The following is a 26,752-nucleotide window of genomic DNA, read 5'->3' as shown; positions in this document are numbered from 1 at the left end:
TCTCTGTAAGGATATGGCACAGTTTCATCAAAGTGCTTTCAACCACTAAAAATCAGCCTTAATGATAACTTCAATAAACTTTCACTGTTCAAGCCCACCGAAAACAACCGTCGTTGCGCACAACTCAACACCATCAAAAAGCAACCGTTTGCCACTTTAGACAAACAATGAAAAACGCAGGAAATAAATAACTTTAAAACAATAACTTAAATTAAAAAATGGGATTTAAACCCATCCCGAAGCTTCACCCAACCAGGAATCCCACACAAGGAGAAAAGGAAGAATAAAACAGCATTATATTACCTTCACCCCCTCCACCAGCAAATTCAAGCAGCATAAAAACAAAACAAACAGCGTTTTATTGAAGCTAGATATACCCAACGCAAAAAATCGATCATTTTAAATATTACAAATAATGAACAATGCAGATCGACATTAAAATATATATATATCAACAGGTTAAGTGCACATAAATGACAATTTGTGACATATGCTTGATAATCAAACAATCAAAACATGACACAAACCTGACCAAAAAACACCAATTACCATCATGTAAAGCTGCACTTTCAGAGGCCAGAGAAGATATTACTTGATCAAACACCAAAATCCATGCTATTCTTTTTGTCAACGGTTTATAGCAAAGAATTTAGGAGCAGTGTTATGATTTCTTCCTCTCAAAAACAAGGACTTGTGATGATTGCGGTAGTAGTTGGTTTAATGACACTGCCGATGATGTACTAATCAACATCACAAAAGACCTTTTTAAAAAAAGGGACGCTTAATGCGTCCCTTTTTTTATTTGTGCCTATTTAACGCTCAGATTTGTCAAAAAATGAAGATATGTTGTTCAATTAGCTAAATAAATCAATCCCTACAAATGTTTACTTAACTCATTCCAATGGACGTAATAAAAGCTTAACGCCGCCAATGTAATTAACCCCATCAATGTCAACGCCACCCCCCAAACAAACCGCCCACTTCGTGGTGTTAGCTCTTTTTCGCATTCATCGCAGACTTTCAAAAATTCCTTTCGATTTTCAAGAACAAAGTCCTCTTCGTGAACAATCTTGTTTCGAATGGTTGCTACATATCGCAGTTTCTTGATGACATCATGAGGCAAACGTTCTTCAGTACTGGTTATCAACTGATGCAGTCCTTTGCCCGAAGCGTGATATTGCACTCGCAACAGTTTTTCTATTTGGCGAGTCCGAGTGACTACCTTTTCAATATCAGACATTCAGCACCTCCTGTATTGTCATAACCGATTCTTTATTTTCATGCACTTACTTTCAGACCAACATACCCTAAATTTAGCTCAATAAAATCAATAACTGGATCACGAAATCCATGACTGCATTGTTCCCAGACTTCCGCTCTAGGTAAACTGATCTTGAATTTATAAGGATATAACACATGCCACTTTCTATTTTTGGACTCATGTTGCTTCTGGCTATTGGTGCTGGCTGGTTTTTTGTTGGCTTCCAACGCAAGCACACTTTTGGTGAAGATGCTCCAGAGCAGACAGCGCTTGTAACCATATTAGATAAACAATCCATTGAAATTGAAAACACCAAACCTGGTGAAGAAGATCAAGAATATTGGATTTACGTGCAAAAGGGCCGAGTTGGCCCTAAACGAGAGTTTCAAGTTGGCATACACTATTTTTCAGCATTGAACCCCGGAGACAAAGGCATGCTCACCTATCAAGGTGATAAGTTCATGCATTTTGCCTTAAAACGCTCTTAAGGCACTAACCAAGCGGTGGCTTTGTATTTTGAAAGCCACCAGCTAGAAAATAGAGCCGCTCCCCCACTGAATATGACCCATAACGGCAAACCAACCAAAGGATGGAGTAGCGGTAACTCCAGTTGATATAGCGGCCACAAAAAGATCGGATGAAGTAAATAAATCCCCAAACTATAACGACTGATAAACGCGATAACCTTCAAGGCTGATCTCGATAGACCATCCGCAAATTTTCGGCACATAATGAAGATCATGCTAGCAGCCAGAACGGTATTAAGCGTTTTATACGAAAGCCACCGCCCTACTGTATACTCTCCATTTTCTACACTGCCAGCAATGACCCAATAAATCGTTGCTAACAAACTAAAGACACCGAAAGAAACCGCCAACGACAAGTTACGGCCGGTAAGGGGAGTCACTTGATACAAAGCATACCCAAGCATTAAATAACCAGAAAACAACCAGATCTGATTTGACCAAGGTCCATCGACATCCAACAAAAACAAGGCTGTCGTAAACAACCAAATTGCAATAAATAGCCAGATCCCCGTTTCACCATGCTGGGTGATAATCCATCGATAAATTGGGACTAAGAAATAAAGCGGTAAGAAATAGTAGAAAAAGCCGAGATGATAATAAGTTTCGTGATGTATAAATTCACCTAGCGCCTGAGTGACGGGCTGCCAATCAAAACCACCGCTCGTCCAGCCAGAGAATACTGCATAAAAAGCCGACCAAACAAAGAATGGGATCAGCACTTTTGCAAATCTCTTTTGAAAAAACACCTTAGCTTGGAAAGGTCGAGCATCACTCAGTAAAAGAGCCCCGGTGATCATAATGAAAATAGGAACAGCCCAGCGGCTCACACTGTTTAAGCCAACCGCTATAGACCAGTGTTCAAAGGGGATATCACCCATTAAGTGGCGATATGGACCTAAAGCATGAATTAAGACAACAGCAATTGCCGCAAGGCAACGTAATAGGTCAAAAAATAAAACTCGTTGAGTCACATGGCCTCCTATCATCAATAGACCATACTAAGCATAACAACAAGCCTATAAGATGCAGGACAAATTCAGGTAAATTTCCTGTTAACCTTGACGCGCGCTCACATCCTTCGCGTTTAGCCGGCGAGGTAACCGAATACTAACCAATACCGTAATGAGCAAAAACCCGAAAGAAACCCACAAACACGCCACTAAACCGGCTTCTTGAAACACCCAACCAGACAATATAGTACCGACCAATCTTCCCATTGCATTGGCCATGTAGTAGAAACCGACATCCAGCGAGACACCATCACCTTTAGCATAGCTAACGATCAAATAGGAGTGCAGAGAGGAATTGATCGCAAAGACGGCACCGAAGACTAATAGGCCGATAGTGATCACCCACTCAGGTTGCCAACCTAACTGCATCAAATATGCAATTGTCCCCGTCACAGCGGCTAAAATACTCACCCAGTAGAGAGCAGAGCGTCCATCTGGAACTTTACCTTCTGCTTTGCCAGTGATTTTAGGAGCAAAACCTTGCACAACACCGTATGCCATGACCCAAACCGCCAAAAAGCCACCAACCCAAAAATGATCCCAGCCAAATACGCTACCGAGATAGATTGGCAGTGCCACGACAAACCACACATCGCGAGCACCAAACAAGAACATGCGAGCAATCGATAACCGATTAATACTGTCAGACTTAGAGAACATTTGTGTAAATTTGGGTTTTGATTTTGCCTTCCCCATATCACCATCAAGCATTATCAAGCTTGCCATGAACACCACAAACAGAACAGCAGCCATGCCTAATACCGCATATTGGAATCCCACTAACGATAACAACGCCCCCCCCATGAAGAACCCAACACCTTTTAAGGTATTTTTCGAGCCCGTCAGGATCGCAATCCACTTATATAAAGCCCCTTGCTGTTCATCTGGTACTAGTGCCTTAATTGAACTCTTAGCACTCATTTTATTCAGATCTTTAGCAATACCAGATAAAGCTTGCGCAGCCATGACCCAAGGAATCGTTAACCAAACGCTGGGAACGGCCAACATGAGCAACGCCAGGACTTGCATCACTAAACCAACGTTCATGGTCCGATTAAGACCTAGGCGAGCGCCTAGCCAACCTCCGACTAAATTAGTCACTACACCAAAAAATTCATAGAACAAAAACAGTGAAGCGATCGCTAATGTCCCGTAACCCAAGTCGTGAAAATACAACACAACCAACATGCGTAAAGCGCCGTCGGTAAGAGTAAAATTCCAATAATTAAAAGTCACTAACATGTACTGACGCACACTATGGCTTAAGTTTGCAAACATACGAGGGTCACTCTCTAATGATGAAGAGAAAGGTATTCAAGCTTTAGGATCATGATGTTCCTAAAGCTCTATTCGGTTACTTTGAGTTAGCTACAGACTGAATATAGTCTTGTTGTACCGCTTTGGTAAATGCACCTGGGCGTAATGCTTGCACCTGAGAAATAATCTTGTCTAGCGGCCAACCTTGTTCCAATAATAAATGGGCGGCTAGAAGACCAGTACGGCCAGATCCTCCCATGCAATGCAGTGCGACTTTATCACCGTTCGCCAATAGAGCTTGTAGGCTAGGGCTAGCTTGTTGCCACTTAGCAGAAAAATCTTCCCCCGGAGCTTGATCATCCTCAATAACGATATGATGCCAAGCCATCCCCAGCTCTTCTGTTAGCGCACCAAGTTCACGCACCCCTTTACTCTGCATTTCTTCATTATTAATGGCCGTTACAACCGCTTTAACACCTTGTGCTTTTAGTTGACCTAACGATTTAGCCAACTCAACACCTTTTGTTCCAGGGCATGGCGTTAAAATCAATGCCGCTTGTTGTTGGCCTGTTGCCAGGCTCCAGACTGGATGTTCCATGGTTATTTTCCTTCAGCCAAACCGACAGTGCGCATGAGTTCAGCGGTACGAGTCGCATAACCCATTTCATTATCATACCAAGCGTAAATCTTAACCATTCGCTTACCAACCAACATCGTAGACAGCGCATCTACGATCGTAGAACGCTTGTCGCCACGATAATCAATAGAAACCAACGGACGCTCTTCAAAGCCTAAAATACCAGCTAACTCACCTTGTGATGCTTCTTTAAGTAACGCATTCACTTCCTCTACTGTTGTGTCTCTTTCTACTTCAAACACAATGTCCGTTAAAGAAGCATTCGCGAGAGGAACACGTACGGCATGGCCATTAATCTTACCGTCAAGATCTGGGAAAATTTCAATAATCGCTTTAGCACTGCCCGTTGTGGTCGGGATCAAACTCATTCCACAAGCTCGTGCGCGACGCAAGTCTTTATGAGGGGCATCAAGAATGGTTTGAGTATTGGTTAAATCATGAATCGTCGTAAACGACGCATTCGCTATGCCCAGTTTCTCGTGAATCACCTTAACCACAGGTGCAATACAGTTCGTCGTACACGACGCTGCCGTTACAATCTGGTGCTTTTCAGGTGCAAAAATCGCATCATTAACGCCAACAACCACATTGGCGACATTGGCATCTTTCACTGGCGCAGAAACAACGACACGGCCAACACCTTGTTCGAGGTATTGATTCAGTTTACTAATATCGCGGTTAACGCCAGTTGCTTCAATTACAACATCACAATCCGACCAATCAACTGCTGATATTTCACTCTCTTGTGTTGTCGCGATACGATGGTCAAGCACTTGAATACTATTGCCTTGAGAGGTAACAGCGTGCTCCCAGCGCCCTTGAACTGAATCGAACTCTAACAGGTGAGCCAACGTTGCAGCATCACCGGCTACATCATTAATACGCACAAACTCAACTTCAGGCCAATTAAATGCAGCACGAAGTGCTAAGCGGCCAATACGACCAAAACCATTAATACCTACTTTGATAGTCATTACATCTCTCTTTGTAAATTGAATTAATTGTAAATTGGAACCTAACTGCACACTGGCTTTTCGGCCTGAAGTAAACGTGATGTATCTTGCTCATATTGTGTTGCCAAACAATTTGATTCTTGCAAGCCGGTTATGACTTTACGCATCCACCCAGGCAATGAATCTGCCACATCGTAATATACCCATTGACCCTGTCTTTCATCTTTGAGCACACCTGACTGGCGTAATTGTGCGAGGTGGCGTGAGATTTTAGGCTGACTCTCTTGTAGCGCCTGCGTCAATTCACAGACACATAAGCGGCCTTCTCTGGCAATAAGAAGCAAACATCTCAAACGCGTTTCATCCGATAACAACTTAAAAAACTGATTGGGTAACATCACAATAAAACCTCATATACGCATATCCATATATATTAGATAAAAAAAAACACGCGTCAATACGCGTGTTTCTATTGTCACAAATTCTTCATGAAGAGGATTCAATTAAAGAGCTTTGTATTTGCTCACTCCAAGTCATTGCTTCTACCAGTTCATGCCGAACGTCATCCACTTCGAGACGCAGGGTAATACAAAGCTTTTCAACACCTTGCCAGTCAGCTTGTTCAAAGCATTCTTCTATCGCTAACAACAACCCCAATGGGCCGCGTCGCTCCAATAATGCAATGTTAATCTCAGTGCTCAATGGTAACTGCTTTAATAAATGATCCATTGAATGATCTAAAAATGAATCGAGCAGTGAAAATAGGCCGAGCAAAAATGCATGATCACGCTGTTCAGAAAAAGGTTGGTATCGCGTCATCAAATGGCAAAACCGAGCCCGTTGCAAAGAGAGCTTGCGTAGCTCCCCCGGCTTGCTAACGGAAACATAAGACGCAACCACTAGAGAGACAAACTGCTTTAGCTTATCTTGACCCAAATAAACCAAAGCCTGCTTAAAGGACGAAATCGGCACCATTATGCGAGTAGAGAAGCCATTCACAAACTTAAGTAATTGATAGCTTAAGCTAACGTCACTCGAAATAAGGAGCTCGACCTTGTTATAGTCGACATCGACTTTACATACTTCATGAAATAACTGCATCGCCAGCACTTGTTCTGGCTTGATAGCATGATTTCTGACGACTTCTGGCTTACTAAAAAAGTAACCTTGGAACAAGTGAAAACCCGCCCCTTTAACCATATCAAATTCTTGCTGAGTTTCGACCCGCTCGGCTAAGAAGCGACTTTTACTGCCTTGCTTGGTTCGCTCCTGCACATACTGACACGCTCTTTCAACGCCGACTTGCATCAAGTCGATCTTGATAATTCGGGCATAGGGGACAAATCGCTCCCATTCCACGCCAAGATCAAAATCATCAAGTGCGATAACATAACCATTACGATGCAAATAACGTACAGCTTGCAATAGCTCGTCCGTCGGCTCACACGTCTCTAGTATTTCGACCACGATGTGCTCTTTAGGCAAAGCCATAGGCAACAAGCGAATCAAACTCTCTTGAGGGAAATTAATGAAATAGCTCGATTGACGGCTGGTCGTTAAAGACTGAAAAGAGAGGAAATTCTCGGCAATTAAACGGTACGTCGCACGGTTTGATCCCACATGTTCAGGGTAGGCATTTTTTTCACCATCACGAAATAACAACTCATAACCAATGGTGTGGCACTTGCTGTTAAGAATCGGTTGTCTTGCGACATAGGTATACATACCGAAAACCTGCTAAAGCTCTGAGATGTCTTTATTAATTGACGAATTGAGTACACATTTAATAGCGAATACCAACAAAAAGCAATGCCATACCTTAGATTATGCGCGAGCAGTCGCGAGTAATAGACCGCAACCAACAAACATACTGCCAAAGACTTTATTTAGCCTTGCCATCATCGCTTCTGAACGAATAAATCGACCTAACTGAGACGCTAACCCAGTATAAAAGAGCATAACAACCGTATCGATAACGACTGTTGTGACGCCTAATATCATTAATTGAGGCAATTGAGTGGCTGTAGGGTCTATAAATTGAGGAAACAACGCCACCAAAAACACGATAGATTTAGGGTTTGTTAAATTTATAACGACGGCGCTGCGCAATAACTGTAAACCTGACTTTTCATCACCCGCTTCGCTGACAGATAATGACGATGAGTCGCGCCACTTATTGATACCAAGCCAAATTAGATACGCGACACCCACCCATTTAATGATGGTGAAAGCAGTAGCAGATTGAGCAACCAAGGCGCCAATACCAGCCCCTACAAAAGCAATATGAATCATTAGGCCGATTTGCAATCCAGCAATGGCAGGTAATGATTTTTTCATGCCATGACTGATGCCATTGCTCACTGAATTTACTGTGCCAGACCCTGGCGCTAAACTAAACACAATGGCGGTTAGTACATAAGCTAACCAAATCTGTAAATCCATAATCACTCTCTCACTGGCTTAAGCGTAGACACTCTTGTGCATTCGCATATACTGAACCTAAGCACTAATTTGCACCTGTATTAAGTAGAACTCTCATGCCAAACGATCCGACTGCCGACTTCACATTTAGCCAAGAGGCCGATTATCAAGCCTTCTTTAAGGGCAAGATTGCGCCTTTTTGGCAACAAAGGCAAGACGGTTTTTTAACCGGAACGAAGAGCTCATCTCTCTACTGGTCGTCCATGACTGCACCAACAAACACCAAAGCAATTGTTTTTATTAATGGCCGTATTGAAAGTGTCTGGAAATACCAAGAGCTGTTCTTCGACCTTTACTCTCAGGGCTATGACATTTTTTCTTATGATCATCGCGGTCAAGGAGCGTCAGAACGCCTCTGCCATGATCCTGAAATGGGGTTTGTTGACGAGTTTGACGACTACATCAAAGATATGGCGCTGCTTGTTAATCACTGGCCTCTAAAACAATATCAGCACTGCCACTTGATCGGCCACTCAATGGGTGGAGCCATTGCCGCTCAATACCTACAACAGCATAAACATCATCCATTTGACTCACTGACCTTAAGCTCACCTATGTTTGGCGTAGCACTGCCTTGGTATTTTCGCCCAATAGCGCAAAAAATGGCTCAATTGATGGCAGCCAGAGCGTCTCAACCCAAATATGCCCCGGGTCATCGTAATTATTATCCAAAACCATTCGACGACAACCGCTTAACCCAAAGCCTTGTTCGTTATCAGTGGTTTCGTGACCTGTATGAACAGTTACCCCAATTGAAGCTTGGTGGCCCGAGTACACACTGGGTAGCCGAGAGCTTAAATGCTGCACAACAGTGCGTAGACAATGCAAGCATGCTGCAAACGCCAACCTTACTGATGCAGGCGCAATGCGATCAAATCGTTGATAATGCTTCCCACGTACGCTTTGCTAAAATGTCCGGACCGCATGTCAGATTAGAAAGTATCCCTAACGCGAGGCACGAGATTTTATTTGAAATAGACGCCATTCGAACTCCAGCACTGCATTCATTGTTCACGCACCTTGCTCAATGCGAAGTACATCGTTAGAAAGCGTCGATTAAAAGGGGAAATGCGGGTTTACCCTCTTTTTTAATCTTGTTATCCCCTAAAATGAATCAGTATTAATTTGAGCACCCTATTTGTATTAATTTGAGAACGCTATGACCCAAGTGAAAAGTAATGCTTCATTTAACATTGTTGCCTCTGATCTGGATGGCACCCTTCTCGCTCCAAACCATCAGTTAACCGAATTTTCTAAACAAACATTGAAAGACTTGCACCAACAAGGATTTCATTTTGTGTTTGCAACAGGGCGACATCATGTCGATGTAGCAGGCATTCGTGGACAAGTAGGTATTCCGGCTCACATGATCACATCAAACGGTGCTCGTGTTCATGATGAAAATGATAACTTGATGTACAGTCAAAACGTTCCAGAGCAGTTGGTACAAGGTGTGGTCGATGTCATCAAGGCTGACCCTGAAGTGATCATTCATATCTACCAAGATGAGCTTTGGCTACTCGATCGTGAAGACGAGCGCCTAAAGAATTTTCATGAAGAATCTGGCTTCTCTTATCAGCTATTTGACGCTGATAATGCGCCGACTACCGGAGTCGCAAAGCTCTTTTTCACCTACCCAGATCACGAATACTTGGTGAAATACGAACAAGAGCTCAATCAAAAATTTGAAGGCCTACTTAATGTCGTATTCTCAACGCCATGGTGTTTAGAAGTCATGGCTGCGGAAGTATCCAAAGGCGAAGCACTCAAAGCGGTAGCCGAAAAACTGAACCTAACGTTGGAAAACTGCATCGTATTTGGTGATGGCATGAATGACGTTGAAATGCTGTCTATGGCAGGTAAAGGGCTGGTTATGGAAACCTCTCACGATAAAGTGAAAAAAGCATTACCAAGCAATGAGATCATTGGTAGCCATGCCGATGATGCCGTCGCTCATTACTTACGCGAACACCTGTTATAACAGCGACTCCCACCATATTCATTAGCCGCTTATGTATGAGCGGCTTTTTTATTACTCCCCATCGAAATCGCACGATAACCGACACGCTGCCCGGAATTAAACAAATCGACTGCGGTCTACACAACAAATTGAGGTAAAATACCCCTACTTCCCTTTAAGTCTCAGGATGACTCATGACCCTACGTACAATGATCGCACTCGCGGCAGCCAGTATCGTATTATCAGGCTGTAGCCAATCCCCACCACCTAAACAAACCGCTAAGCCTGACGCTCTTGTTAATCTAAGTCAGCAAACTCAGCCACAAACTTTCATTCTGCGTGGTGAAGTCGTCATAGGTCATGAAGCGCGATCTATTCAACCGTGCAACAGCAGCCAACAATACTGGGTTCATTTACCAAGTGGTGAATTTGAACGAGCGCAAAAGCTGATGCATGAGGCCTACCAGCCTCTATATGGGGAGTTAATTGGTTATTTAGTTCCACCACCTCTGGATGGATTCGCAGCAGACTACGACGCCACGTTTGTCGTCACCCAAGTCAATCGCCTCAGTGTTGAAGCCGCGAACGCATGTCATCGTCCCGCGCATCCAACCCAAGCGATGGGCAATGAGCCTTTTTGGAATGCTCAACTAACTAAACAGAATGTAGAATTTCGTCAACCAGGAGCCGAGACAACTCAGTCAGCTCGCCAAAGTAGTCACATCTCTAGTTCTATTCGAGAATACCAGCTGGACAATGGCCATTTAAAGCTTACGAAACAACACTGCTCCGATACCATGAGCGGTGATATTTTCAGCTGGCAGTCTACGCTAACCCTTGATAATAAAGAATTCCAAGGTTGCGCTATGTTAAGCAACCTTGACTCAAGTCGACGCTGGGTAGGTAAGTATCGCGCTCAATCGACCGAAAATCAGAGCTTCCAAGTTGCTTTGCAACTCAACGGCGATCATAGCGCGACCACTCGCTATCACTATCAAAATGGTGAACCTACGCGCGTTGAGGTTGGATTCTGGCAACAGCTCAATGACCAGCAGATTCAAGTGACCATGACGCACCACCAGCAACAGTACTTAATTGCGCAGCGAATTTTTACTCTCGATGGCGACGGGCTAATCACCAAAGAAGAGAAAATAAACGATAAAATTTACCCTCTTCACGGCGGCGGAATGAAACTGTTCAATACAGAATTAATGCCAATGGTCTCAGAGCAAAGTGAGAGCTTTCAATAATGAGTAATAATGGCTGTTCAACTTGCGGATTAAAGCATCAGTGCGTTTGCAAGATCAGACCAAAGCTAACACCCAACTGGCGCTTGGTGCTATTAACGCACCCTAACGAATTTCGCAGAGACACCAACACTGGGCAATTGTTAGCAACCAGCATAGGTAATTGTGAAGTGATGGAGTGGCATAGAAAAGAGCCGCCAGCCCAACTACTTCACTACATGCAGGATCCCAATTTAAAACCAGTGGTGTTATTTCCCAGCGACACCAGTCAGCTACTCGCAACCAAGACTCATGAGGAAGATGACAAAACTTGGCTGTTTATTTTATTGGATGGGACGTGGCAGGAAGCCAAGAAAATGCATAATCGAAGCAGTTGGCTGCAAGCACTACCTCACTGTCATTTAGCAATAACGGAAGCCTCTAGCTACCCGCTAAGGCGCAATCAAAAACAAGGGAATTTATGTACCTGCGAAGTGGGGATTCACCTGCTTAAAGCAACCCATAACCCACAAGCTGCCGACAGCCTTAACGAGTTTTTCCAGCACTACTTACAAGTGTTTCAGGCAGACAAAAGTGGTCACCTTTGGCAAAGCTCTAAAGATGGCGCTTTTAGTAGCTCAGGCTCACCTAAATAAAACCCTTGCAGATAATCAACACCAATATCTTCAGCAATTCGGCAGACTTGTTCATTATGAACAAACTCTGCCACTGTTTTCGCCTCAAAGACATTACACAACCTAACCAATTGTTGGGCTATCTGTCGTTGGCGCTTATCTTTATCAATATTACGAATAATACTGCCATCGAGTTTAATAATCTGAGGTTCTAACTTGATGATTTCATCGATATTTGAATACCCGGAACCAAAGTCATCGACGATAATCCGAGCGCCTAACCCTCTAAAGTGATTACACACTTCAATCATTCTGGAATAGTCTTTGATCTGCTCGCTTTCCAACACTTCCAACCCAACGCGGGTCGGCATTTTTAAGCCCTGTATCGCACCCTCTAACAAATAAAGAGTCTTATCACTCATTAAATCTTGTGGTGATAGGTTAATGGAAAATGATTCATCGCTGCTCGCCATGCAATGAAACGTATGCTTAATCATCTGACGACTAAGCCGAGTATACAGGTGAGTATCCTCGATGATAGGCAAGAACTTACCCGGTGGAATGATCTGATCGTCTTCTTGAATTCGAACCAAGCACTCTTGTGATACTTTTTTATGAGAGTGAGCTGCAAATATTGGCTGAGAATAGGCAATAACATTCCGGTTTAATACCGCCCGGCTCACGCAAGATAACCAGCTCAATTGCGCTTGCCTAGCTTCTTCTTCACCCGTGAGTAGCTTTGCATTACACATGTGGCGATTATTTTTCATGCCATGACGACGCGCTTCTATAGATTTAAGCAACAACTCCTCAATGCCTATATCAGGAAAGTCTCGACGACTCGCGAGCCCCCCACACAGTGAAACCGATAGGTAATCAAGATCTGGCAAACCATAAGGTTCAAAGTTTACATGTTCAATTTCATCCACGAATTCGGTAAAGCGCTGACGAATAAATGCGCTGGTACGCTCTGAAGAAAATACGGCAGCCCATTCACCAATGCCAATACTATACAGTTCAGAACTGCCACCAAAGCGCTGCCATAACTGCTCTTGAAAATACTGACTTAAGTCCTGAAGTAATTGGTCACCCACTTGATAACCATACTTTTCATTCACCTGATTAAAATTAGTCAGTTTAAGCGTTAGCAAGTGCTCGCTTTGTACTATCTTAGTTAACCGCTCTTTTAAAACGGTACGATTAAGCAAACCGGTTCGGCGATCAAAACGATAGCTTTCCGTTAGCTTGTGCGCTTGTTCTAACAGCTTCTGCTCCATGTTATTGTTCATTTCATCCACATCTGCAATGGCATTACGGATCAAAGAAAATAAAGGGGAAACAGAGTGAGGCTGATGGCGCTTCATGTGTTCAAGCGTAGGCTTTTCTAGCGCTGTTTCTCGCATCGCGAGATAAGTTAAGCTGTGGTGCATGATCAGCTGCGTTTTATCATCTCGGAACAGCTCTCCCATACAATAAGCACCATTCGCGTTAGCAAATTCAGAAAATGGCGTCAGTTCATCGGCACCGTCCATAAAATCGAGTCGAGATGCGCAATTGTAGATAAAAACACTCTCAGGATGGTGCACGAATAGTTGCTCAGCCCCTAAACGCACCTGCTCTTGAGTCAAGGAAGGGTGGTTGTAGCAAAAACGCACTTCATCGCCTACTTTCCAATCTGCATTAAATTCAATGCTACCGTCAGAGTACAACTCCCTTGGTAAGTGGACAGACTGATGACTTTGCTCGCCGCGCATTAAAGGGAAATCTTGCAGCTGTTCGAAAGTCACCGCGTTACCGTCAGCTAAGTATCGATTATAAATTTCTTGGACGGGCTTGTGGTCTAGGCTGACAAGTCGGCCATTGTTCGCTTCCGTAATCCGAAACTTGCGACCAACAGGGTTCCACTCTGCATAAGCATTACGCCACACTTGTAAGTTTTCATTGTGCAGCGCTACCGCAACACATGCATGCTGATAGATTTGCTGATTAAGCATGACCCAACGGCCAAATAAATTCGCATGTGATAAGCCACCAGCAACAGGAAGGTCAAAAGACAACTGATTGAATGCACTGAATAGCGGGTAGTCGTTAGCATCCACTTGATCAGCGAAGCTGATCGCGACTTTTGTGGTTCGATTGACTAATAATTGTTCAACCAAATGTTGGCTGTCTCGCTTTTGATCACCAGTATAAAACACGGCACTAGAGGTAATATGAGTCGCCATCAACTCTGTAATAATAATCAATGTGCCTAGGTTAACGACGCTGCTATTTTTAATGGTGTGCGTGGAGCTTTGACCGATAACGGTGACCCGTTCGAAAGTCTGATTTAAGACGCGACTGTACTCAACCGCAATATCGGCCGATTGTGTAGAAAATATTTGTACTAAATAAGTGGCATTATTATCCACCGCGAAGCTTTTTAATTCGGCATGCAGTTGTGGTAAGTCTTGTACCAATATTGAGTGACAGCGCATATTACATATTATGAACAGAATTTAAGGTGAATCACTATAGCGCCAGAGTCACTGACTGAAAAACACCTATGATCAACTTTTGCTCATTTAGCCCAAACCAAATAGCCGTGTTGTGAGGCCGCTCGTATATTGAGCTTAGTATTTGAAACAATTTGGCTGAATACGCCTTATAAAACAGAGGTTATTCTTATTCTGTGAATTATTATTCGTTACCGGATAAAGTTTAAAAGTTGGCTCAATTCCGATATTTCTACATCAGGCAATGTCACTGCATGTTTAAGAGACTGAGCGCCGTAAGGCAGCCAACAAGCGGAGTAACCACTTTGTTTGGCGCCCAACACATCGCTACGAAGATGATCGCCAACATGCAAAATATGACAAGAATGAATATTTAGCTGCTGCTGAGCGAGTTGAAACATGTCAGGATAAGGTTTTGAACGGCCATCTCGGCCCGCTCGATACACATGGCAAAAATACTGGTTTAAACCTATTTTTTCAGGGTCAACATTGCCATTAGTAATACCAATGAGAGGCATCGCGTGGGCAAGCTGCTCTAACACATCATGAGTGTTACGCGGGACGTCAACTAAATTACGCCAATACTGAACTTGTTCTATGGCTTCATTAGCCGCATCTTTCGCCTGTAATTCGGTATAACTCGATAAGACCAACCCAGTGACTATTTGTTTCCAACGCCATAATGTCACATCATGAGCTAAGGCTGGATCTTCAATGATTAGCTGCTTTTTAATGTGATGCCATTGCGCCATGCTGAGCTGCTGGCATTGAGGGTATTGCGCTTTTAGCCAATCCGCGACTTCTTTTTCTACCCGCATGATCACTGGATAGTTGTCGTATAAGGTATCATCCAAATCAAATGTCATGGCTTTGATGGTAGGAACTCGACGGTAAAAACGCATAAATAGAAACCTTAGTTATTCGTTATTTTTTCTTGGCTCGAGGGTGCGCTTGATCGTAAGCCTGCGCAAGGTGCTGGAAATCTAAGTGAGTATAGATTTGAGTAGTAGAAATGTTCTCATGCCCTAATAGCTCTTGAACTGCTCTTAAGTTGCCGCTAGATTCAAGCATATGCGTTGCAAAAGAGTGACGTAATTTATGCGGACTGATATGACTAGAAACCCCTTGCTTTTGCCCCCACTCGGCCATGCGCTTTTGCACATTACGATGTGATATCCGTTGGCCCAGCTTAGACACAAACAAACCGGCTTCATCAGAACTTGCAAGTTCATTACGAACCTTGAGCCATTGGCCTACCCATTCACGAGCTTTACCAGCAAAAGGAACTTTTCTTTCTTTATCTCCTTTACCAATAACTCGCAACTCACCGCGGCTTAAGGAAATGTCTTTCACATTAATGCTGACCAGTTCAGCCAAACGCAAACCTGCCCCATACATTAATTCCATCATCGCTCGGTCACGAATGGATAATGGATCGTCTTCATTCACTTCCAACAACTGACCGACTTCATCCACATCGATGTTCTTTGGTAACGGTCGCTGTTTACGAGGTGCTGAGACCCCTTTTGCAGGGTTAGCCTGTAAAACACCGCGCAAAATAAGGAAATCAAAGAAACTACGCAACGATGATAAACGAGTGCTAATGCTGCTCGCCTTCATTCCTTCACGCATGCCTTTACTGGCTAACTGGCGAACCCAACCAGCATCAACTTGTTTCCAGTCACTCACACCCAGCTCAACCAACTGCCCAGCCATATGAGATAACTGCAGTTTATAGTTGCGTTGGGTGTGCAAGCTCAACCCTCGCTCACTATGGAGATATTGATAGAAACGCTCTAACGGTTTCGCTAGATCACTAGGCAGAGGTGCAGACGACATGAGCTTCCGATTCTTTGTGCCAAGGCAAATGCTCCACCAACTGGCTAAGCACTAAGGTAAGGTGGCGTAAAAATAACGTATCCAAATTAGGCTGAAAATGACCACCATCGTCACTGGAAAAAGCCACTATACCTAATGGCTTCTTTCTAATAATAGGCAATACCACAAAAGAACCCAACTCTGGTACTTTTTGACCAGAAAAAAGAAGCTCTCGATCGGCACTTTTCATACGGCCAAGATAAGCGTCTTTACCATTTAAGTGATTGGTTGCAAAACGGCTGTAGCTTTCTCTGCTCAATGTATTCGCATCTGTCGGTGCATCGAACAACTTTAAATAACCTTTTAGACCCAGTGATCGTGCGGTCTGCTCTACATAAGCCACAACATCACTCAACTGAGAACAGCCTAAGACTTGCTCTTGCAACTGCATAAAGTCATGAAACGTTCGATCGTTATTCGCCGCTAAAGACATCAATTGAGTGATTTCTTCTTCTAGTTCTTCAATGCGCGTGCGTTGGCGTTTTAATTGAATTTCCACCAAGGACACTGCGCCCTGCTCTCTATGAGGAATGGACAAACGCGCAACTAAGTCTTGGTTATGATGAAAAAAATCTGGGTGGTCGCGCAGATAATCGGCGACCACTTGAGCCGTTAGGGCATCAGCCTCTGGGTGTGACAAAACTCTTCCTCTTATTTCTTTGTTTTACTGGTTAAGCTCATGCACTAGCAACTTAACTGGCCGTCATAAACGTATGTCGCAGCCCCTGTCATATATAGTGGATGACCAACGCCTTTCCAGCGAATTTCAAGATCGCCGCCCGGTAAATGTACCGTAACTTCTTCATCCAGAATGCCTTGATGAATCCCAACCGCTACGGCGCCGCATGCACCACTGCCACAAGCCTGAGTTTCCCCGGCTCCTCTCTCATACACACGTAAGTTAATTTCATGACGAGAGAGTAGCTGCATGAAACCAGCATTAACACGCTCTGGAAAACGTTCATGAGATTCCAATAATGGCCCAAGAGTTTCCATGTCCATTTCATTGATTTCGCTAACAGCGGTAACAACGTGTGGATTGCCCATGCTTACCGCACCACAAAATAGGGTGTGCTCACCAGCGCGAAGAATATAGGTTTTCTCAACCTGTTTCGCTTTGAACGGAATTTTTCCAGGGTCGAAGACTGGCTCCCCCATGTTCACGGTGACCATATCGCCATCTTCAATGTACAACACCATTTTGCCTTTTTTGGTACTGACGTTAATAGTGTGCTTATTGGTTAAGCCTTTCATGCGAACAAAACGTGCAAAACAACGGGCGCCATTGCCACATTGCTCTACTTCACTGCCATCAGCGTTAAAAATTCGGTAGTGAAAGTCGCTTTCAGGATCGTATGGTGCTTCAACGACCAAGAGTTGGTCGAAACCAACTCCGGTATTGCGATCCGCCAAGCGACGGATCAGGTCTGGAGAAAAAAACACGTTCTGGGTAATACAATCTACGACCATAAAGTCGTTACCCAACCCGTGCATTTTAGAGAAATGAAAATGCATAGTAAGACACTTTACTCCGGTAGTACTTGCTCTAACTGCCAAAGGCTAGCAAGTTCTTCGCGCTGACGCACAACATAAGACTGATCGTTATCAACCATCACTTCTGCTGCTCGCGCACGAGTATTATAATTTGAAGACATCACAAAACCATAAGCTCCGGCGGAACGTACAGCAAGTAAATCACCTTGCTCTAACACTAACTCACGATCTTTACCTAAGAAGTCACCCGTTTCACAAATAGGTCCAACTAAATCGTAGCTTGTCGCCTCACCATCACGAGGCACGACAGGAACAATGTCTTGCCACGCTTGATACAGGGCAGGACGCATTAAATCATTCATCGCCGCATCAATAATGGCAAAGTTTTTATGCTCAGTATGCTTTAAGAACTCAACTTGAGTCATTAAAATACCGGCATTGGCCGCAATCGCTCGACCCGGCTCAAAAATCAATTCAAGCTCTGGATGCTTATCAAGACGCGCAAGCAGTGCCTTAGCGTAATCCGACGGTTGTGGAGGTAACTCATCTTTGTAAACAACACCAAGGCCGCCACCAACATCAAGATGCTTGATTTTTATACCTTGCGTTGATAATTCATCAATTAAAGCAAGCAGACGATCCGTTGCATCGATAAACGGTTCAATGTCAGTGAGTTGAGAGCCAATGTGGCAATCAATACCTTGAACGTTCAGGTTCGGTAAGCTTTGTGCGAACTTGTAAACTTCTGGAGCGCGATCAAAGGCAATGCCAAATTTGTTATCACGTAAACCGGTTGAGATATATGGGTGCGTGTTTGCATCGACATCTGGGTTGATTCGTAAAGAAATTGGCGCAACCACACCCACTTCACCCGCAACTTGGTTAAGCAACTCTAATTCAGGTTCGGATTCTACATTAAAGCACTTAATATTCAGTTCTAGAGCTCGCTTCATTTCTAGCGCTGTTTTGCCGACACCAGAGAAGACGACTTTCGCTGGATCGCCTCCCGCGGCTAATACACGTTCTAGCTCACCCATAGACACAATATCGAAGCCACTGCCTAAGCGTGCAAGCACATTCAATACGCCTATGTTTGAGTTCGCTTTAACGGCATAACATACAAGGTGCGGATGTTGAGCAACAGAGCTATCAAATGCCTTCCAATGGCGCTCTAGCGTTGCTCGTGAATACACGTAAAGTGGTGTGCCATATTTTTGAGCAAGCTCGGTCAGTGCAACACCCTCGGCCCAAAGTTGGCCATCATCCTGATAGTTAAAGTAGTCCAATGTTCATTCCCTGTAATTAAATAGTTACTGTTGAGGCTGCTCTGTTGGTGGAGCTTCGTCCGGCAAATAAAGTGCGCCCGATTGCCCACAACCCGCTAAACCGAGTATGGACAACAAAAAAAGTGCGATAAGTGACTTTTTCATTTTGCAATTCGTGATTAATAACTCAATGCCTCCTATAATCGCACCACAATCAGGAAAAGCAATAGGATAGAGCACGATGAATGATACTGAATTTCATCAATTGGTCGATGTCACTCTACAAAACATCGAAGAAGCCATTGATGACTCTGGCGCGGATATTGATTTTGAGACATCTGGTAATGTGATGACTCTGGAATTTGAAGACCGTAGCCAAATTATAATTAACCGCCAAGAGCCCATGCATGAAGTATGGCTAGCCTCAAAATCGGGTGGGTTTCATTTCAAGCACAACGGAGAAGCATGGATTTGCTCTAAAACAGGGTCGGAACTGATCAGCCTAGTGAAAGCTGAATGTGAAAAGCAGGCTCAAGAAAAGATTGACTGGGTTTAACAACATAAAAACAAGAAAGGCGCCGAGTAAGGCGCCTTTTTTTAACATTCTAGTCAAGTTGAATAAGAAGAGTGCTCGCTACAGATTTACAGCTCGAGCCCGTTGCTGATGAGAAGTATCACTGCGATACGGAACGACATAGCTACTGCCTTCTTCAGGGGTGACAATTTGATAGTATTGCGGCAAATTGAAATTAATGAAGGTCGCACTAATTTCTAGATCATCTTGGTAAGACGTATAAAACCGATTTACGCTAGCAACCATTTCATCTTTGTTACCACTGAACTGGTGATACACTTCCACTCGATTTGATTCATCTAATACATAGATATTGAAACCGTTCTTAACATCTTCAAAGAAAAACTGAATCAGTCCTTCGCTCGCAAAACTGTCTACCAATTCTGGTAATGGATGATCTTGGTCTTTATCCAGCATCATCAAAGGCGAACCATTCAATTTATTCGTCGAGATACTGCTATAAAAGTCGACTGAGTTTTCAAGTTTTTGTACCGAAACACCACGACGCTCAAAAAACAGGCCGTAAACTTGTTCACTAATACGGATCGCTTTAAAACGACGACGTTTTTCTTGCTCTAGTGGTTTCAAGCGCAATTCAATGCATTCCGCGAGCAATTGATACACCAAGTTACGCATCACACCACGTAAGTTCTTGCTATAACAGAACACATCCACCGACTCAGGAGGCAACGCGTCTTGATGCATTTTTCCAAGCACCGTCTTTAATGCATCTAACATGGCGGTTTCACCAGTAAAATGTAAAGTACGTACTTCGTGCCAAGAATTTCGATACACCAAATCAACACTGCCCACTAGGCTCAAGTTTTCTTCGCCAAAGCTGAATATATCGATATTCTTCAGATCAACTTTTAGTGCTTTACCATGCAATTTTGTCGTCGGATCATTTTCAAAATTGATGAACATCGCTAATTGGCTAATCTCACATGGACTGGCCAAAGCTTGCATACTCGGGCGACGTTTATGCAACGAGAAGGTATTACGTAGATCGCTGACCATCTGATAAAACTTATCAATGTCGAGATCAGCTTGACGTACAACCGAATGTAAGCGAGTTGACTCCGTGATCATGCCATTGAAGAATGACCATGCCACTAGCTTACTCAAGTATTCGTTATGTTCTAAATATGGGCGACCTAAGATACTGACAGGATCTATCGGTTGTTTATACAAATACCAACCTTCACGGTTAGTGCGTCCGGCTCCAACTTGGATAAAGCTTAAGTCTGACTCATGCAAATCAGGGGAGATTTGAGGATTAAGCAGTGTCACTTTACCCGGTAATACTTCAAAAGCCGCGTACAATTTACGCGCCAATATACTGATATCTTGAGGGCTAATCGCAGAGGTAATTTCATTGCGACGAGCAAATTGAATCAGATTTCGGTAGCTCAACATCAACGCATCAAGCAATTGGTCATGGACAACTTTAACTTGTTCCACTTTCCAATTACGACGATCATCTAACTCTTCAATAACCGCATCGGACCATTGCCATTTTTGTACCATATCCGTTAGCGCTTCTCGTCGCCATGCGACAGAACCGACATCCGGCACTCGAGATAGTTTTTCGTGAGTCTTCAAATAAAAGCAGCGACGCACCAAATCCAAACGTTTCTCATCTTGCACTCGTTCAAGATAGCGCGTTACTTTCTCAAGCATCAAATAATAGGCGTCCATCCCATATAAATCAGGCTCATGAGAGAAAAAACGGCGCTTTGAATCAATACAAAGAAGCTGAGTAGACGGGTATTCCCAAGAATACGCTTCAAGTAAGATAGCTTTGAGAACAGATTTATACGGCGCATCAATACTCTTGTAGAGCTGCCACAAGTTTGAACCAAAGTACTCTTCAGCGGGAATTCGGTCTATTTGCCCAAAATCTATCCACTGGCTACAGTCTATCTTACCTTCTTCGCATAATTGACGGACATAATCGTCATAGCACTCTTCCATCTCTGGAGGAACGATCTGCCAAAGAAGACGTTGGCCTGCTAGCCTGACTGCGGAACGATAAAACTCATCTAATAACAGTAGATGCTGTGAAGAACCACAATTATCTCCGGTCATTTCTTCCGATTGATTGCTACGAAAACGTTCTTCATCCATAAGGAAGAAGTTCGCTTCAACACCCATGTTTTTTGCCCAATCAGTGATCAGTAAACACTTGTTGCTAAGGCTGGAGCGATCATTCGATGACATCGAAGGTGACACACATACCCAAACATCCAAATCACTTGATGTACTTTGACCAATAGAGGAAGTGCTTCCCATGGTGTACAAACCAAGAATAGCGGGCTGTTCTAAGGTAGCAAGCGGACCACCGCTGGTTAACTCAGTGTCATCGACAAATTGCTGCTGCTCAGCAGTCAGCTCTAGATCAACAACACCATAAGGAACCGTGCGATCGTAATAACCCGGAATAGAAGGGTGATTATAATGTAGGAGAACAGGTAACAACTGGAATACACGCTGGCCTTGCACGTCCATTAAGGCAAGTGCACGCTCGATTCGCTGCTGGTTAAGCGAGTCTAATCGATGTATCAATGTTTGAGTAAATGCCGGCAAAGGGCGATCCTTGATCTCTGATTAATTTGATGTTTTCGCTTAAAGTGTGTTCACAATAACTTTAAAAACGTGATCAATTTAACACTTTTAATCACAAGGGTAAAGAAATAGCGTGAGAAGCGTCCAATCCTAACCGTCTTTGACACTTCTATGGCAACGCCCATAGTGTCTTCCTTTTTCACCTAATACTAATAATAGACCACTCTACATTTGGGACGTTGCTCACATATTTTTTTCTCAATCCTAAGAATCTGAACTTGATAGCATTGCCGTGCGATGAAACAGTAATACTTTGGCCTGCTCGGTGGTAGGATTAGTCAGTTATTTACTTCAGATGGAACCATTATGTCACACAGCTCTCCAATTCGAATTGCAACACGAAAAAGCCCTCTAGCTCTTTGGCAAGCTTATTATGTCAGGGACGCATTGCAAGCTGCGCATCCGGGCCTCGAAGTGGAACTGGTTACAATGGTGACCAAAGGCGACATCATCCTAGATACACCATTAGCAAAAGTGGGCGGTAAAGGTTTATTCGTTAAAGAACTTGAAGTAGCCATGCTTGAAGGTCGTGCCGATCTTGCTGTTCACTCAATGAAAGATGTGCCCGTCGATTTTCCTGAAGGCCTTGGACTTGTCACCATCTGCGAGCGCGAAGACCCGCGAGATGCATTTGTTTCCAATACCTACAACAATCTAGATGAATTACCAGAAGGCTCTATTGTTGGTACCTGTAGCTTACGCCGACAATGCCAAATTAAAGAAGCCAGACCCGATATCATCATCAAAGAACTGCGCGGCAATGTGGGTACGCGCCTAGGAAAGCTAGACAATGGTGATTACGATGCGATCATTTTAGCGGCTGCTGGTCTAAAGCGCTTAGAACTTGAAGAACGTATTCAAAGCTATATAGAACCTGAGCAATCCTTACCTGCGGTAGGTCAAGGTGCTGTTGGGATTGAATGTCGTTTAGATGACCAAAGACTGATAAAACTACTCGAACCACTGAACCACGCCGATACGGCAGACCGTGTAATGTGTGAACGCGCCATGAATTTAACGCTTGAAGGGGGTTGCCAGGTTCCAATCGGAAGCTATGCATTGCTCGATGGCGATAAGATTTGGCTACGCGCACTGGTTGGCGAGCCCGACGGCTCTGAAATTATTCGAGGAGAGATATCAGGTCTGCGTACCGATGCCGAGAAACTGGGCGTCGAACTCGCACAACAACTCCTGAGTGAAGGCGCAAAAGAAATACTGGAAAAACTATATCAAGAGCATGAGTAATAATGCCGACCTGCTTAGTGACGAGACCTTCACCTGAAGGCCAAAATTTGTGTAATTCGCTATCCGAATATGGAATCCCAGCATTACACCAACCGCTCATTAGAATTGAAGCAGGTCGCCAATATTCTGAGCTTGTTGATCTGATCCAACAAGCTCAAATCATCATCGCCGTAAGCCAACATGCCGTCTATTGGGCAAATCATGCTCTTGAAAAAGTGGGACAAAAGTGGCCAACTTCAAGCAGATATGTTGCCATCGGTCAAAAAACAGCACACAAATTAAGCAAAGCATCACAACAAAAAGTACAATATCCAGAAGTCAGCGACAGTGAACATCTTCTGGCTATGACCGAACTTACCGATGTAGGGCAAAAACAAGTACTGATCCTACGTGGTAATGGCGGTCGTGATTTGATCTACAGCACTTTGGCAGAACACGGAGCTTTGGTTCAACACTGCGAAGCTTACCAACGTATAGACGTCGCCTTCAATGTAGATAAATCCACTCAGCAGTGGCAACAGTTCGGTATCGACACACTCGTAGTCACCAGCGGAGAACAATTAAACCAGTTTGTCCGTAGCCTTTCTCCAAAGCATTTAGCCTGGCTACAACAATTGTGCCTAGTTGTACCAAGTCAAAGGATTGTAGAGATGGCCCAACGACATGGATTTCAACATATTATTAATTCACAAGGCGCAGCAAACCCAGACTTACTTAGGGCACTAAGTAACCGTTAATAACAGGACAAGAGCATGACAAGTAAAAAAAACAATAATGATCATATTGAACCTGAAGAAACCTCAACCCTTTCTAACTCTGCTGACGCCTCCGTGGACGCCACCGATACTCCTACAGAGAAAAAAGTAACCGATTCAAAAGAATCCTCTATATCTAAATCGTCATCTGATAATAATGAAACCGAAAAGAAAAAAGATGGCGGTAAGAAACTAGGCACCATCGCCATTATTTTGAGCTTACTGTTTGGTGGCGGGCTGACTTATCACATCCAACAGCAAAACGAAAAACACTTAGCGTTGATCAATTCACTAAAAAGCGAAATGACGCAATTAACGAATAGTACCAATCAAGAGCTGAATTCAGTAAAACAAGATGTGCTAACTCAAACCGAGCAAATGGTACACCGTAGCCAAGTCTTGCTTGATCAACAACAAACCAGTATAGAGAGCTTACAAGTTGCTCTTGCTGACGTAAAAGGCCGAAGACCGAATGATTGGCTACTTGCTGAAGCTGATTACTTAGTTAAATTGGCAGGTAGAAAACTGTTTTTAGAGCACGATGTTGTGAGCGCAACTCGCTTAATGGAGAGCGCCGATCAGCGAATTGCTGCGTTAAATGACCCGAGTCTAGTGACACTGCGTAAATCAATGGCCAACGACATTACCCAACTACGCTCACTTCCATTGATCGACCGTGAAGGCTTAGTTCTAGCGCTCACTAGTCTTCAGCAAGAAGTCGATAAGCTACCACTAGCTAATGCTATATTACCGGATGCGCCCGAAGTGATAGAACAGGTTGTATCTGAAGACATCAATGATTGGCAAAATAACCTAACAACCTCTTTGAAAGATTTCTCCGAGCAGTTTATTACCTTCCGAACTCGTGACGGCGATGTCGTTCCGCTTCTTTCACCAGAGCAACATTTTTATTTAAGAGAAAACATCAAAGCCAAATTGGAAACTGCAATTAAAGGCGTCTACGTTGAACAAGGTGAAATCTACCAAACCGCCGTTAAGGTCGCGAATGAATGGTCTCATATGTTCTTCACTCAAGACGACGCCAGTGTTGCCAAATTCCAACAACGCCTAGAGCAACTCTCAAAACAAAACATAAACGTGAATTACCCACAAAAGCTTGAGACTCAGCAGCAACTTTCGGACGTAATCACTGACCGCCTTCGTAGAGAAGTAACCACCTTAGTATCGGAGGAGCAATAATGATTCGTCTGATAATTCTCTTCATTCTAATCGGTGCTGGCCTTTACGCAGGTACGCAGTTTTCAGGTCAGCAAGGTTATGTGCTCATTTCAATCGCAAACAAAACGATAGAAATGAGTGTCACTACGTTAGTTCTCATTATCGTAGCGTTATTAGCCGCTCTTTTCGGCTTAGAGTATCTTATTAAAAAGGTTCTACGTGCTAGCAGTGCAACATGGAATTGGTTTGGTGTCCGAAAACTGAAACGAGCTCGTAAAGATACTAATGACGGTATGGTTTTATTACTCGAAGGTGACTGGCTAGGTGCAGAAAAGAAAGTACTGCGCTCTGCTAAGCACCATGATATGCCGTTATTGTGCTACCTGATCGCTTCTGAAGCCGCTCAAGGCTCTGGTAATAGAGCAAAAAGAGATCAATACCTAGAACTGGCTGCTGAGCAACAAGATTCAAAACTAGCCGTTGCTCTAACAAGAGCCAAACTGCTGGTTGCAGATAGCCAATATGATCTTGCTCTGGTTACGTTAGATGAATTGCAATCTGATACTCCAGATAACCCAATCACGCTAGAGCTGTTAAAAGTCACTTACCAAAACCTAGGCAAGTGGCAACTTCTCACTCAATTGTTACCTAAGCTTAAAAAATCAAAACTCATCGCGCAGCAAGAATTTGATCAGCTCAACCTAGCGGCTCAAGGCGGAGCGATGAAAGAGATCTCGGAGCAACAAGGCAGTGAAGGGCTATTAGCACACTGGAATCGCCTCCCTCGTAAAACGAAACAAGAGCCAGAACTGATTTTATGCTTAGTGAAGCAGTTAATAGCTCGTAAAGCTGACTCTCAAGCTTATATCGTTGTTCGTGATAGCCTTAAGAAATATCAAAGTGATGAGCTTTACCATGTTATTGCAGAGATGAACTTACCGGATATACACCCTGCCATTGTTCTTCTACAAGCCGCACTGCAAAAAGATGGAAATAACGCCGCAGCACACAGTACCTTAGCTCAGTTGCTGATGCGCCAAGAAAAGTGGCCGGAAGCTCAACAGCATCTTGAAAATGCTCTGAAGCAACGCCCTCATGTTTCGGACTACGCTTACTTAGCTGATGTATTAGAAAAACAGAAGCTGACCCAAGCGGCGAATGATGTCTCACGCAAAGCGTTAGCGTTAATGGAAACCACCTAACTCTCCGTCACTGATAAGCCAGTAGAAAAACCTACTGGCTTTTTTCTCCCTTTGTGCCTCTTCACAACATTCAATACCACCACGACGCAAAGA

Annotated in this window: 26 protein-coding genes; 10 read left to right on the top strand and 16 right to left on the bottom strand. The window is 43.7% G+C overall.

Translation table 11 applies throughout. The features are described from left to right. Positions 1-874: 874 nt before the first annotated feature. Positions 875-1,240, bottom strand: a complete 366-nt coding sequence (locus tag VTAP4600_RS15990; protein WP_102523688.1) for a DUF4145 domain-containing protein — start codon at positions 1,238-1,240, stop codon at positions 875-877. Between the two features lie 176 nt (positions 1,241-1,416). On the opposite strand from VTAP4600_RS15990, the gene VTAP4600_RS15985 reads away from it, so the two are divergent. Continuing rightward, positions 1,417-1,749: a DUF2500 domain-containing protein gene (locus VTAP4600_RS15985; protein ID WP_102523687.1), complete on the top strand. Its 333-nt coding sequence runs from the start codon at positions 1,417-1,419 to the stop codon at positions 1,747-1,749. Here VTAP4600_RS15985 and VTAP4600_RS15980 read toward each other — a convergent pair. The 7 genes from VTAP4600_RS15980 to rhtB form a co-directional block, all read right to left on the bottom strand. Continuing rightward, entirely contained in the window at positions 1,746-2,759 is a 1,014-nt protein-coding gene (locus VTAP4600_RS15980) for an acyltransferase (RefSeq protein ID WP_102523686.1), read from the bottom strand. The two genes, VTAP4600_RS15985 and VTAP4600_RS15980, sit on opposite strands and share 4 nt — an antisense overlap. An 81-nt stretch (positions 2,760-2,840) precedes the next feature. Further along, complete coding sequence (gene arsJ, locus VTAP4600_RS15975; protein WP_102523685.1) at positions 2,841-4,076, bottom strand: organoarsenical effux MFS transporter ArsJ; 1,236 nt, start codon at positions 4,074-4,076, stop codon at positions 2,841-2,843. Between the two features lie 76 nt (positions 4,077-4,152). After that, the gene (locus tag VTAP4600_RS15970) at positions 4,153-4,653 is read right to left on the bottom strand and encodes a cyclin-dependent kinase inhibitor 3 family protein (RefSeq protein WP_102523684.1); all 501 of its coding nucleotides are present in this window, start codon (positions 4,651-4,653) and stop codon (positions 4,153-4,155) included. 2 nt (positions 4,654-4,655) lie between these two features. After that, the gene (locus VTAP4600_RS15965; protein WP_102523683.1) at positions 4,656-5,666 is read right to left on the bottom strand and encodes an ArsJ-associated glyceraldehyde-3-phosphate dehydrogenase; all 1,011 of its coding nucleotides are present in this window, start codon (positions 5,664-5,666) and stop codon (positions 4,656-4,658) included. A gap of 41 nt (positions 5,667-5,707) precedes the next feature. Next, positions 5,708-6,043: a metalloregulator ArsR/SmtB family transcription factor gene (locus tag VTAP4600_RS15960; protein ID WP_102523682.1), complete on the bottom strand. Its 336-nt coding sequence runs from the start codon at positions 6,041-6,043 to the stop codon at positions 5,708-5,710. A gap of 88 nt (positions 6,044-6,131) precedes the next feature. Continuing rightward, positions 6,132-7,370, bottom strand: a complete 1,239-nt coding sequence (locus VTAP4600_RS15955; RefSeq protein ID WP_102523681.1) for an EAL and HDOD domain-containing protein — start codon at positions 7,368-7,370, stop codon at positions 6,132-6,134. A 99-nt stretch (positions 7,371-7,469) separates the two neighbouring features. Further along, entirely contained in the window at positions 7,470-8,087 is a 618-nt protein-coding gene (rhtB, locus tag VTAP4600_RS15950; protein ID WP_102523680.1) for a homoserine/homoserine lactone efflux protein, read from the bottom strand. A 95-nt stretch (positions 8,088-8,182) separates the two neighbouring features. Here rhtB and VTAP4600_RS15945 point away from each other — a divergent pair, with 95 nt between their 5' ends. From VTAP4600_RS15945 to VTAP4600_RS15930, 4 genes are all read left to right on the top strand, one after another. Then, a complete protein-coding gene (locus tag VTAP4600_RS15945) occupies positions 8,183-9,172 on the top strand; it encodes an alpha/beta fold hydrolase (protein ID WP_102523679.1) in 990 nt (329 codons plus the stop codon). A gap of 113 nt (positions 9,173-9,285) precedes the next feature. Continuing rightward, a complete protein-coding gene (locus tag VTAP4600_RS15940; protein ID WP_102523678.1) occupies positions 9,286-10,107 on the top strand; it encodes a Cof-type HAD-IIB family hydrolase in 822 nt (273 codons plus the stop codon). A 173-nt stretch (positions 10,108-10,280) separates the two neighbouring features. After that, positions 10,281-11,336, top strand: a complete 1,056-nt coding sequence (locus VTAP4600_RS15935) for a COG3650 family protein (RefSeq protein WP_102523677.1) — start codon at positions 10,281-10,283, stop codon at positions 11,334-11,336. Beyond that, positions 11,336-11,968, top strand: coding sequence for a tRNA-uridine aminocarboxypropyltransferase (locus VTAP4600_RS15930; protein WP_102523676.1), 633 nt, complete (start codon positions 11,336-11,338; stop codon positions 11,966-11,968). The genes VTAP4600_RS15935 and VTAP4600_RS15930 overlap by 1 nt, the downstream gene beginning before the upstream one ends. Here VTAP4600_RS15930 and VTAP4600_RS15925 read toward each other — a convergent pair. The 7 genes from VTAP4600_RS15925 to lptM all read right to left on the bottom strand — a co-directional run bounded on the left by VTAP4600_RS15925 (position 11,911) and on the right by lptM (position 19,244). Next, positions 11,911-14,424, bottom strand: a complete 2,514-nt coding sequence (locus VTAP4600_RS15925; protein WP_102523675.1) for a bifunctional diguanylate cyclase/phosphodiesterase — start codon at positions 14,422-14,424, stop codon at positions 11,911-11,913. The genes VTAP4600_RS15930 and VTAP4600_RS15925 overlap by 58 nt on opposite strands. 209 nt (positions 14,425-14,633) lie before the next feature. Further along, entirely contained in the window at positions 14,634-15,344 is a 711-nt protein-coding gene (gene yigB / locus VTAP4600_RS15920) for a 5-amino-6-(5-phospho-D-ribitylamino)uracil phosphatase YigB (RefSeq protein ID WP_102523674.1), read from the bottom strand. Positions 15,345-15,366: 22 nt separating this feature from the next. Further along, positions 15,367-16,281, bottom strand: a complete 915-nt coding sequence (xerC, locus tag VTAP4600_RS15915; protein WP_102523673.1) for a tyrosine recombinase XerC — start codon at positions 16,279-16,281, stop codon at positions 15,367-15,369. After that, the gene (locus VTAP4600_RS15910; RefSeq protein WP_102523672.1) at positions 16,259-16,960 is read right to left on the bottom strand and encodes a DUF484 family protein; all 702 of its coding nucleotides are present in this window, start codon (positions 16,958-16,960) and stop codon (positions 16,259-16,261) included. Before VTAP4600_RS15910 ends, xerC begins: the two co-directional genes overlap by 23 nt. Before the next feature lie 44 nt (positions 16,961-17,004). After that, positions 17,005-17,835: a diaminopimelate epimerase gene (dapF, locus tag VTAP4600_RS15905; RefSeq protein WP_102523671.1), complete on the bottom strand. Its 831-nt coding sequence runs from the start codon at positions 17,833-17,835 to the stop codon at positions 17,005-17,007. Between the two features lie 11 nt (positions 17,836-17,846). Beyond that, positions 17,847-19,100 carry a diaminopimelate decarboxylase gene (lysA, locus tag VTAP4600_RS15900; protein ID WP_102523670.1) on the bottom strand — a complete coding sequence of 418 codons (1,254 nt, stop codon included), beginning with the start codon at positions 19,098-19,100 and terminating at the stop codon, positions 17,847-17,849. Positions 19,101-19,124: 24 nt separating this feature from the next. Further along, complete coding sequence (gene lptM / locus VTAP4600_RS26705; RefSeq protein WP_415239665.1) at positions 19,125-19,244, bottom strand: LPS translocon maturation chaperone LptM; 120 nt, start codon at positions 19,242-19,244, stop codon at positions 19,125-19,127. 76 nt (positions 19,245-19,320) lie between these two features. Here lptM and cyaY point away from each other — a divergent pair, with 76 nt between their 5' ends. Next, positions 19,321-19,635 carry an iron donor protein CyaY gene (gene cyaY, locus VTAP4600_RS15890; protein ID WP_102523669.1) on the top strand — a complete coding sequence of 105 codons (315 nt, stop codon included), beginning with the start codon at positions 19,321-19,323 and terminating at the stop codon, positions 19,633-19,635. Positions 19,636-19,713: 78 nt separating this feature from the next. On the opposite strand, the gene VTAP4600_RS15885 is transcribed toward cyaY, so the two are convergent. After that, positions 19,714-22,239: a class I adenylate cyclase gene (locus tag VTAP4600_RS15885; protein ID WP_102523668.1), complete on the bottom strand. Its 2,526-nt coding sequence runs from the start codon at positions 22,237-22,239 to the stop codon at positions 19,714-19,716. Between the two features lie 345 nt (positions 22,240-22,584). Between VTAP4600_RS15885 and hemC the strand changes: the two genes are divergently transcribed. The 4 genes from hemC to VTAP4600_RS15865 are packed head-to-tail and all read left to right on the top strand — an operon-like array spanning position 22,585 to position 26,659. Next, positions 22,585-23,523, top strand: a complete 939-nt coding sequence (gene hemC / locus VTAP4600_RS15880) for a hydroxymethylbilane synthase (RefSeq protein ID WP_102523667.1) — start codon at positions 22,585-22,587, stop codon at positions 23,521-23,523. Between the two features lie 2 nt (positions 23,524-23,525). Next, a complete protein-coding gene (locus VTAP4600_RS15875) occupies positions 23,526-24,260 on the top strand; it encodes a uroporphyrinogen-III synthase (RefSeq protein WP_102523666.1) in 735 nt (244 codons plus the stop codon). 15 nt (positions 24,261-24,275) lie between these two features. Beyond that, positions 24,276-25,478 carry a uroporphyrinogen-III C-methyltransferase gene (locus VTAP4600_RS15870; protein ID WP_102523665.1) on the top strand — a complete coding sequence of 401 codons (1,203 nt, stop codon included), beginning with the start codon at positions 24,276-24,278 and terminating at the stop codon, positions 25,476-25,478. Continuing rightward, on the top strand, positions 25,478-26,659 hold the full coding sequence (locus VTAP4600_RS15865; protein WP_102523664.1) for a heme biosynthesis HemY N-terminal domain-containing protein: 1,182 nt from the start codon (positions 25,478-25,480) through the stop codon (positions 26,657-26,659). Before VTAP4600_RS15870 ends, VTAP4600_RS15865 begins: the two co-directional genes overlap by 1 nt. Positions 26,660-26,752: the final 93 nt, after the last annotated feature.

Origin of the sequence: Vibrio tapetis subsp. tapetis, from assembly GCF_900233005.1 — a bacterium.
GTDB lineage: Bacteria > Pseudomonadota > Gammaproteobacteria > Enterobacterales > Vibrionaceae > Vibrio > Vibrio tapetis.
Note: the sequence above shows the minus strand (reverse complement) of the source record. Positions and strands in the feature narration are given on the sequence as shown.